10 protein-coding genes are annotated in these 13,096 nt (G+C 63.2%); 1 reads left to right on the forward strand and 9 read right to left on the reverse strand.

Going from position 1 to position 13,096, the window contains the following annotated elements:
- Positions 1-26: 26 nt before the first annotated feature.
- Positions 27-1,862 carry a translational GTPase TypA gene (gene typA, locus AAHE99_RS02420; protein WP_342114044.1) on the reverse strand — a complete coding sequence of 612 codons (1,836 nt, stop codon included), beginning with the start codon at positions 1,860-1,862 and terminating at the stop codon, positions 27-29.
- 198 nt (positions 1,863-2,060) lie between these two features.
- Here typA and AAHE99_RS02425 point away from each other — a divergent pair, with 198 nt between their 5' ends.
- Positions 2,061-2,573: a DUF6622 family protein gene (locus AAHE99_RS02425; RefSeq protein WP_342114047.1), complete on the forward strand. Its 513-nt coding sequence runs from the start codon at positions 2,061-2,063 to the stop codon at positions 2,571-2,573.
- Here AAHE99_RS02425 and truB read toward each other — a convergent pair.
- From truB to AAHE99_RS02465, 8 genes are all read right to left on the reverse strand, one after another.
- Positions 2,570-3,502 carry a tRNA pseudouridine(55) synthase TruB gene (gene truB, locus AAHE99_RS02430; protein ID WP_342114049.1) on the reverse strand — a complete coding sequence of 311 codons (933 nt, stop codon included), beginning with the start codon at positions 3,500-3,502 and terminating at the stop codon, positions 2,570-2,572. The genes AAHE99_RS02425 and truB overlap by 4 nt on opposite strands.
- Entirely contained in the window at positions 3,499-3,900 is a 402-nt protein-coding gene (gene rbfA, locus AAHE99_RS02435; protein ID WP_342114051.1) for a 30S ribosome-binding factor RbfA, read from the reverse strand. Before rbfA ends, truB begins: the two co-directional genes overlap by 4 nt.
- A gap of 84 nt (positions 3,901-3,984) precedes the next feature.
- Positions 3,985-6,870, reverse strand: a complete 2,886-nt coding sequence (infB, locus tag AAHE99_RS02440) for a translation initiation factor IF-2 (RefSeq protein ID WP_342114053.1) — start codon at positions 6,868-6,870, stop codon at positions 3,985-3,987.
- A 50-nt stretch (positions 6,871-6,920) separates the two neighbouring features.
- Positions 6,921-8,486: a transcription termination factor NusA gene (gene nusA / locus AAHE99_RS02445; protein ID WP_342114057.1), complete on the reverse strand. Its 1,566-nt coding sequence runs from the start codon at positions 8,484-8,486 to the stop codon at positions 6,921-6,923.
- Positions 8,483-8,971 (reverse strand): ribosome maturation factor RimP, encoded by a 489-nt coding sequence (gene rimP, locus AAHE99_RS02450; RefSeq protein WP_342114060.1) that lies wholly within the window; start codon positions 8,969-8,971, stop codon positions 8,483-8,485. The genes nusA and rimP overlap by 4 nt, the downstream gene beginning before the upstream one ends.
- Before the next feature lie 212 nt (positions 8,972-9,183).
- The gene (rluB, locus tag AAHE99_RS02455; RefSeq protein WP_342114062.1) at positions 9,184-11,139 is read right to left on the reverse strand and encodes a 23S rRNA pseudouridine(2605) synthase RluB; all 1,956 of its coding nucleotides are present in this window, start codon (positions 11,137-11,139) and stop codon (positions 9,184-9,186) included.
- Positions 11,126-11,863: an SMC-Scp complex subunit ScpB gene (gene scpB / locus AAHE99_RS02460; RefSeq protein WP_342114065.1), complete on the reverse strand. Its 738-nt coding sequence runs from the start codon at positions 11,861-11,863 to the stop codon at positions 11,126-11,128. The genes rluB and scpB overlap by 14 nt, the downstream gene beginning before the upstream one ends.
- 182 nt (positions 11,864-12,045) lie before the next feature.
- On the reverse strand, positions 12,046-13,056 hold the full coding sequence (locus AAHE99_RS02465; RefSeq protein ID WP_342114068.1) for a glucokinase: 1,011 nt from the start codon (positions 13,054-13,056) through the stop codon (positions 12,046-12,048).
- Positions 13,057-13,096: the final 40 nt, after the last annotated feature.

The raw sequence follows: 13,096 nt of genomic DNA on the forward strand, positions 1-13,096 counted from the left end.
ACCCGCCTTGCGGCGGGTTTTTCATATTACGCGTTCTCTTTGGAAGCGCGCTTACGCTCGTGCTCTTTCAGGAAGCGCTTACGCAGGCGGATCGACTTAGGAGTCACTTCCACCAGTTCGTCGTCTTCGATGAATTCCACTGCGTATTCCAGCGACAGCTGGACTGGCGGTACCAGGCGCACTGCTTCGTCGGTGCCGGAAGCACGCACGTTGGTGAGCTGCTTGCCCTTGGTCGGGTTCACAACCAGGTCGTTGTCGCGCGAGTGGATACCGATGATCATGCCTTCGTACACTGGGTCGTTGTGGACCGAGAACATACGGCCGCGATCCTGCAGCTTCCACAGCGCGTAGGCAACAGCCTGGCCGTCTTCCTGCGAGATCATCACGCCGTTGCGGCGGCCGGCCATTTCACCCTTGGAGGTATCTACTGGAGCGTAGGCGTCGAACACGTGCGACATCAGGCCGGTACCACGGGTCAGGGTCATGAATTCGCCCTGGAAGCCGATCAGGCCACGTGCCGGGATGCGGTATTCCAGACGCACACGGCCCTTGCCGTCGGATTCCATGTTCTGCAGGTCGCCACGGCGGCGGCCCAGTTCTTCCATCACGCCGCCCTGGTTGGCTTCTTCCACGTCAACCGACAGCATTTCGTATGGCTCGTGACGTACGCCGTCCACCATCTTGAACACCACGCGTGGACGCGATACGGCCATTTCGAAGCCTTCGCGACGCATGTTTTCGATCAGGATGGTCAGGTGCAGTTCGCCGCGGCCGGACACTTCGAAGATGGTGTCGTCGTCGGTCGGCGCAACGCGCAGCGCCACGTTCGATTTCAGTTCCTTGTCCAGGCGGTCGCGCAGCTGGCGCGAGGTCACGAACTTGCCTTCGCGGCCAGCCAGTGGCGAGGTGTTAACCATGAAGTTCATGGTCAGGGTAGGCTCGTCCACGGTCAGCATTGGCAGCGGATCAGGAGTGTCAACCGCGCACACGGTGGAGCCGATACCGATTTCTTCGATACCGTTGATCAGGACGATGTCGCCGGCAACCGCTTCGTCAACCAGCACGCGCTCCAGGCCCTTGAAGTTCAGCACCTGGTTGATGCGGCCCTTGATCGGGGTGCCTTCCGGACCGTCGATCACCACCACGTCCTGGCCAGCTTTCGCGCGGCCACGGTTGATACGGCCGATACCGATCTTGCCCACGTAGGACGAGTAGTCCAGCGAGGTGATTTGCATCTGCAGCGGACCGTCCGGGTTATCGTCACGCACTGGCACGTACTTCAGGATCGCTTCGAACAGCGGCTTCATGTCGCCGGAGCGCACGTCTTCGGTTTCGCCGGCGTAGCCGTTCAGGCCCGATGCGTAAATGATTGGGAAGTCCAGCTGCTCGTCGTTCGCGCCCAGCTTGTCGAACAGTTCGAAGGTCTGGTTGATCGCCCAGTCAGCGCGCGCGCCAGGACGGTCGATCTTGTTCAGCACCACGATCGGCTTCAGGCCCAGGGCCAGCGCCTTACGGGTCACGAAACGGGTCTGAGGCATTGGGCCTTCTTGTGCGTCGACCAGCAGCAGAACCGAGTCAACCATCGACAGCACACGTTCCACTTCGCCGCCGAAGTCGGCGTGGCCTGGGGTGTCGACGATGTTGATGTGGGTGCCTTCGTACTCAACGGCGCAGTTCTTCGACAGAATGGTAATGCCGCGTTCTTTCTCCAGGTCGTTGGAGTCCATGACGCGGTTATCAACCTGCTGGTTTTCACGGAAGGTACCGGACTGGCGCAGCAGTTGGTCCACGAGGGTGGTCTTGCCATGGTCAACGTGGGCGATGATGGCGATGTTGCGAATTGCGCGTTTAGTATTAGACATGATTTGTGTATTGACAGGAATTCTGCACGTGCGGAGGCACTGAACCCACTAGTATAGCATGCTGCGCCGCAACCAACCAGCCATTCCGCCTGAACCTTGTTTCGCGCCGCCCTCCCCCGGTTTCGTCGCAATGCGCTGGCTTCGGCGCGGCCCGCGCGGCAAAGTACGGTCATCGTTACTTACTTCGTGGAGCGCCAAATGCTGCAACAGATCATCAGCCATACGCCAACTTATGTCTGGGCCCTCCTGGGCCTGCTGGTCTTTCGCGGCGTGGCTGCGAGCCGCGACGGGGAGATGCGCATACGTGCGGTCTTCATCATGCCGGTCGTCATGCTGGCGTTGGGCTTGCATAGCGTTGCCACCGGCTTCGGGCTAGCGTCGCCGGCTGGTGCGGCGTGGCTGGCGGGTCTCGCGGTGGGCGCGGGGATGGCGTGGCGCGTGGCCAGCGTGCGTGTCGATCGCGCAGCGGGAACGGTGTGGCTGCGTGGCAGCTGGGTGCCGATGATGTTGATGCTGACGATCTTTGTGGCGAAGTTCGCGTTTGCCGTGGCGCTGGCGATGCGGCCGGCCCTGCGCGGCAGCATCGCGTTTGCGCTGCCGGCTTGCGCGCTGTTTGGCGCGCTGGCCGGCGCCTTCCTGGGCCGACCACTGCGCGTGGCGGCGGCGCTACGCGCTGCACCGGCTGGCGCAGCGCGGGCCGCGGTAGTTTAAGCCTGGGCGCTGGCGATCAGGCGCTCGGGGGCGAGGATGGCGTATTCGCCGAAGATGCCGGTGCCAAGCAGGCGGCCGGTTTCGTCGTAGATGCGCACGCGGCCTTCGTATGGCGTCGGCACGGCGATCGATGGTTCTTTGCCGAGCGGCAGGCGCTGGCCGTGCAGGAAGCGTTTCGCCAGGTCGGCGTTCAGCACGATGCGCGGGAACGACGACAGCAGCGCGTCCACTGGCGCCAGCAGCTCGCGCGGGGCGGCGTGGGCTGCCAGGTCTTCCAGCGTGACCATCTTGTCGGTGGTCAGGGCGCCGACTTGCGTGCGGCGCAGCGCGTTCAGGTGCGCGCCGCAACCAAGCGCGGCGCCGATGTCCTCGCCCAGCACGCGGATGTAGGTGCCTTTGCTACAGGTGACTTCAATGCGCAGGAACGGCGCTTCATAGCCGACGATTTCCAGCTTGTGGATCACCACGTCGCGCGCCTCGCGTTCGAGCGTGATGCCTTCGCGGGCGTATTCGTACAGCGCTTTGCCGTCGCGCTTGAGCGCCGAGTACATCGGCGGCACCTGCTTGATCGGGCCGCGGAAGCGCGGCAGCACGGCTTCGATATCGGCCAGCGTAGCGCTGGCTTCGCGCGTCTCCAGCACCAAGCCTTCGGTGTCGCCGGTATCGGTGCGCACACCCAGATGCACGGTGGCCAGGTAGGTCTTGTCGGCTTCCAGCAGGTCTTGCGAGAACTTGGTCGCTTCGCCGAAGCACAGCGGCAGCAGGCCGGTGGCGAACGGGTCGAGCGTGCCGGTATGGCCGGCCTTCTTCGCGTTCATGAAGCGCTTGGCCTTGATCAGGGCGTCGTTGCTGGACAGGCCAACCGGCTTATCGAGCAGCAGCACGCCGTCCACGGCATCACGCACGCGCTTTACACGGACTTCGGTCATTCTTCGTCGGCGTTTTCGTCGTAATCCGCAGCGCGCGAAGCGTTGGCCTTGTCGATCAGGGCTGACATCGCCATGCCGCGCGATGCCGACATATCGTGCACGAAGTGCAGCTGCGGCAGCGTGTGGATATGCAGGCGCTTGCCCAGCTGGTTGCGCAGGTAGCCTGCGGCGGCGGTCAGGCCGGCCAGCACGTTCTTGATCGACTCAGGATCGTCCTTCAGCGTGGTGAAGAACACCTTGGCGTGGGCGTAGTCGGGCGTCAGCTGCACTTCCGACAGGGTGATCATGCCCACGCGCGGGTCCTTCAGTTCGAAGGCGATCAGCTCGGACAGGTCTTTCTGGATTTGATCCGCCACGCGCACGCCGCGCTGGGGAATGGATTTGCTATGTTTTGCCATGATAAAGCCTAAAAATGAAGACGGGCGCCTGGCCTCGCCGAAGCGAGGCGGGAGGCACCCGCCGTGTATCGCGCCGTCCTGCTGTTACAGGGTACGGGCGATCTCCTGTACTTCGAAGACTTCGAGCTGGTCGCCCACTTCGATGTCGTTGTAGCCCTTCAGGTTCAGACCGCACTCCAGGCCGGCGCGAACTTCCTTCGCATCGTCCTTGAAGCGCTTGAGCGAGTCGATCTCGCCGGTCCACACCACGATATTGTTGCGCAGCAGGCGGACGGAAGACGAACGCTTGACCACACCATCGGTAACCAGGCAGCCCGCAATCGCGCCGACCTTGGATACGTGGATGACCTGGCGGATCTCGACCTGGCCGGTAACGTGTTCGCGCTTCTCCGGAGCCAGCATGCCCGACATCGCCGCTTTGACCTCTTCGATCGCATCGTAAATGATGTTGTAGTAGCGGATGTCGACGCCGTTGGTCTCGGCCAGCTTGCGCGCCTGTGCATCGGCACGGGCGTTGAAGCCGATGATGACTGCCTTGGAAGCGGTCGCCAGGTTGACGTCCGATTCCGAGATGCCGCCCACCGCTGCGTGCACAACCTGTACGCGCACTTCGGAGGTCGACAGCTTCTGCAGCGAGCCAACCAGCGCTTCCTGCGAACCCTGCACGTCGGTCTTGATGATCAGCGGCAGGTTCTTCACTTCGCCTTCGGCCATCTGGTCGAACATGTTTTCCAGCTTCGCTGCCTGCTGCTTGGCCAGCTTCACGTCGCGGAACTTACCTTGACGGAACAGGCCGATCTCACGGGCTTTACGCTCGTCGGCCATGACCATGGCCTCTTCACCGGCGGCCGGCACTTCGGTCAGGCCCTGGATCTCCACTGGGATCGAAGGACCGGCTTCCGAAATCGCCTTGCCGTTTTCGTCCAGCATCGCACGGACGCGGCCGAACGAGGAACCAGCCAGCACGACGTCGCCGCGCTTCAGGGTACCGGACTGCACCAGGATGGTGGCCACAGGGCCACGGCCCTTGTCCAGACGGGCTTCCACCACCAGGCCGCGCGCAGGCGCTTCGACCGGTGCTTTCAGTTCCAGGACTTCGGCTTGCAGCAGCACTTGCTCCAGCAGGTCGTCGATGCCCTGGCCAGTCTTTGCCGACACCGGCACGAATGGCGAATCGCCACCGTATTCTTCCGGCACCACTTGCTCGGCCACCAGTTCCTGGGTCACGCGGTCAACATTGCCGCCTGGTTTATCGATCTTGTTGATCGCCACCACCAGCGGTACGCCTGCTGCTTTAGCGTGCGAAATCGCTTCTTTGGTCTGCGGCATCACGCCGTCGTCGGCTGCCACCACCAGGATGACGATGTCGGTTGCCTTGGCACCACGGGCACGCATTGCGGTGAACGCCTCGTGACCTGGGGTATCCAGGAAGGTGATGGTGCCGCGCGGGGTGTCCACGTGGTACGCACCAATGTGCTGGGTAATGCCGCCGGCTTCGCCCGACGCCACTTTGGCGCGGCGGATGTAGTCCAGCAGCGAGGTCTTACCGTGGTCGACGTGACCCATCACGGTCACCACCGGTGCGCGCGGGGTTGCTTCGTACTCGGCGTGCTCGCCCTGGTCGGCCAGGATCGCTTCCGGATCGTCAACAGCGGCAGCGAAGGCTTTGTGGCCCATCTCTTCCACCACGATCATCGCGGTTTCCTGGTCCAGCACCTGGTTGATGGTGCACATCTGGCCCAGCTTCATCAGCTGCTTAATGACCTCGGATGCCTTGACTGCCATCTTGTGCGCCAGTTCGGCCACGGTGATGGTTTCCGGCACGTGCACGTCATGGATGATCGCTTCGGTCGGCTGCTGGAAGTTGGTTTCACGGTCTTCGTGATGGCCACCGCGGCGGCCACCTTTGCCGCCTGCGCGCCAGCCGTCACGGCCGCCGGCATTCGCGCCCGCACCGCCACGGCCTTTGCCCGCGCCGCCGCCAGGAGCGCCACGGCGCTTGGCGTCGTCGTTCCAGGTCGATGCCACGTTGGCCGACTTGATGGACTTCTTGTCGCCCGGCTTCTTGTCGTCTTTCTTGTCTGCGCCAGGAGCAGCTGCACCGGCAGCCGGCTTCTTGTCGGCTGGCTTGTGCAGGGTGCCTTCCGCGACTTTCGGCTTGGCGGCAGCAGGTGCCGGCTCAGGAGCCTTCATTACGCGGCGCGGCTGGGACATCATCAGCTTGATCTGGGCCACTTCATCGGCCACGGCCTTGCGGGCGCGCTCGGTCGCTTCGGCGCGCTCGGCGGCTTCCTTGGCGGCGATTTCGTGCTTGCGCTTGGATTCTTCGGCGTCTGCCAGGCGTTTCTTTTCTTCTTCGTCGGCGGCGGCCTTCTGCGCGGCGCCGGCGGCTGCGGCGGCAGCGGCCTTTTCAGCGGCGGCCTTGTCGGCGGCGGCTTTCTTGGACTGCTCTTCCGCTACGCGCTTGGCTTCCTCTTCCGCGGCTTTGGCTTGTGCAGCCTTTTCCTCGTCCAGCTTGGCCAGGCGTTCCTGTTTCTCTTTCAGCTCCGCTTCCTGGCGAGCGATCAGCTCGGCCTGGCGGCGTGCTTCTTCATCGCGGCGCGCCTGTTCGGCAGCGTCGACCACCGGGGCGGCCGGCTTGGCGGCGGTGGTGGTCACCACGTCGTCGCGCTGGACGAAGGTGCGCTTCTTGCGCACTTCGACCTGGATAGTGCGGGCCTTGCCGGAGGCGTCGGCCTGCTTGATCTCCGTGGTCTCTTTACGAGTCAGGGTGATCTTTTTCTTCTCGCCCGGCTCGGAGCCTGCACCGTGGGTACGGCGCAGGTGCTCCAGCAGCTTGTCCTTATCATCTTTTGACAATGGATCTGACGCCGAACTCTTTTCGACGCCAGCAGAACGCAGCTGCGACAGCAGCAAATCTGCAGGCATCTTCAGTTCGGTGGCAAATTGGGCTACGTTGTTACTCGCCATTCAGTCCTCTTTTCTATGTGTCTCGATGATAAATAAAGCTGCTACTACTTTTAGGCCTTGGCGGCTTCGGACGACGCCCACGCCTTGGCTTGCAACGCCTTGGCACGATCATCGTACTTACCGTCGACCAGCTTCATTTCATCGTCGGTCACATTCTCAAACTCATTCGAAATCAGTTCACGTGCGCGGTCGGTCGACAGGGCCAGGATGGCGCCGAACTCGTCGTAGGCCAGACCGGCGAATTGCGCCAGGGTCTTGATGCCTGCGAGGCCCAGCTTGCCCGCGGTGATGCGGTCCATGCCTTCCAGGCCAACCAGCTGTTCTTCCATGCCTTCCAGGCCCTCTTCCGAAGCGATCGCCTCGGTCACCAGGGCGTCGCGGGCGCGGGTACGCAGCTCGTTGACGGTGTCTTCGTCGAACGCTTCGATGTCCAGCATCTCGGAGATCGGCACGTAAGCGATTTCTTCCAGGCTGCTGAAGCCTTCTTCCACCAGGATGTCGGCCACTTCCTGGTCCACATCCAGTTTTTCCATGAACAGTGCGCGCACTGCTGCGGTTTCAGCGGCCAGCTTGTCGGCCGATTCTTCCGCGGTCATGATGTTAATCTTCCAGCCGGTCAGCTCGGAAGCCAGGCGCACGTTCTGGCCGGAGCGGCCGATCGCGATTGCCAGGTTTTCCTCGTCCACCACCACGTCCATGGCGTGCTTGTCTTCGTCAACCATGATCGAGGACACGTTGGCAGGAGCCAGCGCGCCAATCACGAATTGCGCAGGATCTTCCGACCACAGCACGATGTCCACGCGCTCGCCGCCCAGTTCACCGGTCACGGCCTGCACGCGCGAACCGCGCATGCCGACGCAGGTACCGATCGGGTCGATGCGCTTGTCGTTGGTGTGCACGGCAATCTTGGCGCGGACGCCGGCGTCGCGTGCAGCGGATTTGATCTCCAGCATGCCCTGCTCGATCTCTGGCACTTCCAGTTCGAACAGCTTCATGATGAATTCCGGCGCGGTGCGCGACAGGATCACCTGCGGGCCGCGCATATTGCGGTCAACGCGCAGGATGAAGGCGCGTACGCGGTCGCCGATACGCAGATTCTCTTTCGGGATCATCTGGTCGCGCGGCAGGCGGGCTTCGATCTTGCCGGATTCGACGATCGCATCGCCGCGTTCCATACGCTTGATGGTGCCGGTCACCAGCGCGTCGCCGCGCTCCAGGAAGTCTTGCAGGATCTGCTCGCGTTCCGCATCGCGCACGCGCTGCAGCACGACCTGCTTGGTGTCCTGCGCGAAGCGGCGGCCGAATTCAACGGATTCGATCGGCTCTTCGATGTATTCATCGACTTCGATATCAGGGATCTGTTCTTTCGCTTCGAACAGCAGCACTTCCTGGTCAGGCAGCTGCAGGCCGGCTTCGTCCGGCACTACGTGCCAGCGGCGGAAGGACTCGAACTCGCCGCTTTCACGGTCGATCGAAACGCGAATATCGACTTCGCCTTCATAGCGCTTCTTCGTGGCTTGCGCCAGTGCGAATTCAAGCGCGCCGAACACGACTTCCTTGTCGACGTTCTTTTCGCGCGCCAGCGCATCAACCAATAACAATACTTCGCGACTCATGCTTTGCGGCTCCCAAAATTCACCTGCGGCACCAAGCGTGCCTTATCAATGTCCGCGAGCGTGAAATTCAGCACCGCCGGACCTTCTTTACCTTCAAATTCAATACCCAGTTGATCGCCTTCCGGCTCCGTCAGCAGTCCCTGGTAGGACTTGCGGTTCGCCGTGCCAGGAATGGCCATGCGCAGCTTGACGATGGCTTCGCAGCCGGCAAAGCGGACGAAGTCGCTGAACTTGCGCAGCGGACGGTCCAGGCCGGGCGACGAAATTTCGAGGCGCTCGTAAGGAACGTTCTCGACCGTCAGCACGTGCGACAGCTGGTGGCTCACCGTGGCGCAGTCTTCAACCGTGATCGGGCCCTTTTCTTCCGCATCTTCCGCCGTGAAATCGATATAGACGCGCAGCAGACCACGTTCGGCCCGCTCGAAGTCGACCAGGTCGTAGCCAAGGCCAGCGACGGTTTTTTCAATCAATTCAGGCAGTTGCAAAGAAAATCTCCAGATACTTAAAACGATTCAACCAAAAAAAAATGGGCAACTGCCCATCTTTCGTTACTGCAGCCAGGTGAAAGTTGCGATGAACTTTAACTAGGCTGCTCATTATAGCGTGATATTGATTTCGCTGCAATGCCACATACCACATCGTACGCGGGTGTAACAATAGCAAGGTGCCTAAAATCCAACACCTCGCCCACTACGCATTAGCCCTTGCGGCGGCGTGGCATGCCGTGGTCGGAAGCCCCGCCGCGCGGCTGGTGGCCGCCGCGGCGCTGCTGACCCTGGCCGTGGCCATGGCCTGCGAAGCCGAAAGTGGTCATCAGCGGATCCGGCTGGCGCGGGCCGCCCTGCCCCTTGCCCTTGCCTTTACCCTTGCCGCCACCGCCGGCGCCGCCGCGGCCACCCGGCTGCTGGTCGCCAAAGCCACCGAAACCGCCACCGCCATGACGCGGCGCACCATAGAACGCGCCTTGCCCCTGGCCACGGCCGCCACGCGGCGCCTGCGGGAACGGATCGGCGTTCTTGTTGCTCACATCCATGCGGTTGCCATTCGGCTCGCGCTCGCGCTCGCGCTGGCCGCCCTGCGGCTTCTTGCCTTCGCCGGCGTTCGGGCTGCCGCCTTCCTTCTTGAAGCCCACCGCCGTCAGCAGGTCGCGCACGGTGTTCTCTTCCATCTCTTCCCAGCGGCCGCGCTTCAGGTTGCTCGGCAGGGTCAGCGCACCGTAACGGGTACGGATCAGGCGCGACACGGTCAGGCCGATTGCCTCGAACATACGGCGCACTTCGCGGTTACGGCCTTCGCCGATCACCACGCGGTACCACTTGTTGACGCCTTCACCGCCGCCATCGGCGATCTTGGTGAACTGCGCCATGCCGTCCTCCAGCTCAACGCCGGCCAGCAGCTTCTGGCGCATGCCCTCTTCCAGCTCGCCCAGGGTACGCACCGCGTACTCACGGTCGATGTTGTAGCGCGGGTGCATCAGGCGGTTCGCCAGGTCACCGGAAGTGGTGAACAGCAGCAGGCCTTCGGTATTGAAGTCCAGGCGGCCAACGGCCAGCCACTTGCCGGTCTTCATGGTCGGCAGGCGGTCGAATACCGATGGACGGCCATCCGGGTCGTCGTGCGACACGATTTCGCCGGCCGGCTTGTGGTAGACCAGCACGCGCGGCGGCTTCTTGGACACCTTGCGCTGCACCAGCTTGCCGTTGATGCGCACCGCATCGGTCGGCAGGATGCGCTGGCCGATGTGGGCCGGCTCGCCGTTCACCGACACGCGGCCGGCGATGATCAGTTCTTCCATGTCGCGGCGCGAGCCCATGCCCGCCTCCGCCAGCACCTTGTGCAGCTTCGGCGCATCGTCTTCCGCCGTCAGGTCGCGGCGCACCTTGGCAGGCTTGCCCGAACCGCCCTCGTCGCGGTCAAACGCGTCCGAGGTCACGAAGGAGAACACGGCATCGGCTTCGGACGACTTGTCCTTGGCCCGCATCTTGTTGCCGAAGGCGCCGTGCACGCGTTTCTGCTGCTGGCCACCCTCGCCGGCTGGCGCGCCCTGGCCTTCGCCATGCGCCGGCTTGCCGTGCTTGCCCTTCTTTCCCTTGTGCTTACCGTGCTTGTCGTGCTTGTCGTGGCGCTTTTCCGCCGGGACAGCGGCTGGCCATGGGCTGCCGCCTTCGGCAGCGGCCTCGCCCGCCGGCGCAGCATCCGCACCCTGCGACACCGCAACCGCAGCAGCCTTCTCAGCCTGGCGCAGCGCGCGCTGTTCGCGCATCTGACGCGGGCCGCGCGGCGCACGGCCACGGTCCTTGCCCTGGCCGTCGGCCGCTTCACCAACATCGGCCGCGCCCGCAGGGGCCGCAGCCGGCGCTGGAGCCGCTGGCGCAGCTTCCGCTGCCAGCACTTCCGCCACCGCAGCCGCCTTTTTGGCGCGCGTTTTCTTCGCAGGCGCCGCCTCGGCGCTGGCGGCAGGCTGCTCGCCCGCTACATCTTCGGCCGCAGCCTTGGCTTTGGTGGTGCGCTTGGGCTTCGGCTCCACGCCGGCGGCCAAAGCAGCAGCGTTATCGGCTTCGATTTGCGCCTTGGTGCGGCGCTTAGGCTTGGCAGGTGCGGCTTCGGCGGATGCCGGAGCGCCAGTCTCTGGGGTGTTATCAGGGTTGTTCATTATTCGTTTCTGCTAAGGGCTCGACGTTATCGGGCGCCGGGTCGTCTGTTACCGACGGCGCCTCGTCCGGCGTCGCCTCATTCTCTTGTTCTTGTGCTGCCTGTGCTACGTGCGCCGCCTTCTCGAAGTTCTCCGTCAAGCGGGCCTCCAGTACTTCCAGCGGATTTTCATTCTGCGTATCGCTAATTTCCTGCAACGGCGGCAGTTGCGACAACGATTCCAGCCCCAGGTCATCCAGGAACTGCTTGGTGGTGCCCAATAGTGCGGGCCGGCCCAGCACATCGCGGTAGCCCACCGTATCGACCCAGCCGCGGTCTTCCAGCATCTTGATCGTCTGCGAGTTCACCGCCACACCGCGGATCTCTTCGATGTCGCCCCGGGTGACCGGCTGGCGGTAAGCGATGATGGCCAGCGTTTCCAGCGTCGCCCGCGAATACTTCTGCGGCTTTTCCGGGTTCAGCCGGTCCAGGTAGAGCTTCATTTCAGGCCGGCTCTGGAAGCGCCAGCCGCTCGACAGGCTGACCACCTCAATGCCGCGCCCCTGCCACTCCTGGCGCAATTCTTCCAGCAATTCCTTGATCGTATCGGCACCGACACCCACGCCGAGCGGATTGCCCAGGTCGTCGGTCTCGACGTACAGCTTTTTCAGGCTGTGGATCGATAAGGGTTCACGAGCGCATAGCAGCGCAGTTTCGAGGACTTTCTTAGCCTCTACAGTATCCATACTCTACAAGTTGGTAATAACTATGCAAGAAGATGCGCCGGACCGCTGCGCGCCGGGGCGAGAGTCTCAGGTGGAGAGCGTTTTCGGGGCGAAAACAAGGCGGGCGACAGGCGCCGCTTCATCCAACTTGGGCAATTGTACCTGATAAAACTGCGGAGAAGTGTAAAAGCCTGTAGCTTCGCTCAGGCTGCCAGCTTTTCGGCCAGAATTGCCGAAACGCCAACAAAGGCCGGATACTCGGCGGTGATCACATAGGTCGGGATCGCCGCCAGGTAGCCGTGGAAGCGGCCCTTCTCCTCGAACCGGGCGCGGAAACCGGAACGGTCGAAGCGCTCCCCCAGGCGCGGCACGATGCCGCCGCCAATATAAATACCGCCCGTCGCCCCCAGGGTCACGCCCAGGTTGCCGGCAATGGTGCCCAGCATGGTGCAGAAGTGCTCAATCACATCGTCGCACAGCTTGCACTCGCCCTCCAGCGCACGGCGCGCAATTTCGGGCGCCGCCAGGGTACGCTCATCCGCGCCACGCTGGGCCGCCAGGGCGCGATAGATCAGTTCAATGCCCACGCCCGACAGCAGGCGCTCGGCGGAAACGTGCGGGAATTCAGTCCAGGCATACTGGAGGATTGCTACTTCCTCCGGATTCATCGGCGGGAAGCTCACGTGGCCGCCCTCGCTCAGCAGCGCCGTCCAGCCCGCCGCCGACGGGATCAGGCCCGACACGCCCAGGCCGGTGCCGGCGCCGATCAGGCCCAGCGGCGCACCGGCTTGCGCCGCGCCGCCGCCCACCTGGCGTTTCTGGCCCTCCGCCAGCAGCGGCAGCGAACGCGCCAGCGCCGTAAAGTCATTGGCCACCACCAGCACCTCGAAACCGACCGCCACACGCAAGGCCTCGATCGAGAATTCCCAATGATGGTTGGTCATTTTTACGAAATCGCCATTGACCGGATTGGCAATCGCAATCGCCCCATGGCGGATCCCCTGCCCCGCAGCCGCCGCCACGTCCGGCAGCGCCAGATAAGCCTTCAAGGCTTCGGCCAGGGTGGGATAGGCCGCGCAGGCCAGCACATGGATGTTGCCAATTGCACCATCAGCCAGTTCCAGCGCAAAGCGCGCATTAGTACCACCCACATCGGCCAGCAGGCGCGGGCTATGGACGGCGGTAGGCGATGCGGAGTGAGTCTGGACGGTCATGGGCGCAAACGGTTAAGTGGAGCCCTAATCCTAAGGGATA

The organism is Pseudoduganella sp. OTU4001, assembly GCF_038440195.1.
Lineage (GTDB): Bacteria > Pseudomonadota > Gammaproteobacteria > Burkholderiales > Burkholderiaceae_D > Rugamonas.

Excerpts from the sequence above, each read along its gene's own strand:
- typA (WP_342114044.1), bottom strand. The coding sequence starts at position 1,862 with ATGTCTAATACTAAACGCGCAATTCGCAACATCGCCATCATCGCCCAC.
- AAHE99_RS02465 (WP_342114068.1), bottom strand. The coding sequence starts at position 13,056 with ATGACCGTCCAGACTCACTCCGCATCGCCTACCGCCGTCCATAGCCCG.
- rbfA (WP_342114051.1), bottom strand. The coding sequence starts at position 3,900 with ATGGCAAAACATAGCAAATCCATTCCCCAGCGCGGCGTGCGCGTGGCG.
- scpB (WP_342114065.1), bottom strand. The coding sequence starts at position 11,863 with ATGGATACTGTAGAGGCTAAGAAAGTCCTCGAAACTGCGCTGCTATGC.
- truB (WP_342114049.1), bottom strand. The coding sequence starts at position 3,502 with ATGACCGAAGTCCGTGTAAAGCGCGTGCGTGATGCCGTGGACGGCGTG.
- nusA (WP_342114057.1), bottom strand. The coding sequence starts at position 8,486 with ATGAGTCGCGAAGTATTGTTATTGGTTGATGCGCTGGCGCGCGAAAAG.
- AAHE99_RS02425 (WP_342114047.1), top strand. The coding sequence starts at position 2,061 with ATGCTGCAACAGATCATCAGCCATACGCCAACTTATGTCTGGGCCCTC.
- infB (WP_342114053.1), bottom strand. The coding sequence starts at position 6,870 with ATGGCGAGTAACAACGTAGCCCAATTTGCCACCGAACTGAAGATGCCT.
- rluB (WP_342114062.1), bottom strand. The coding sequence starts at position 11,139 with ATGAACAACCCTGATAACACCCCAGAGACTGGCGCTCCGGCATCCGCC.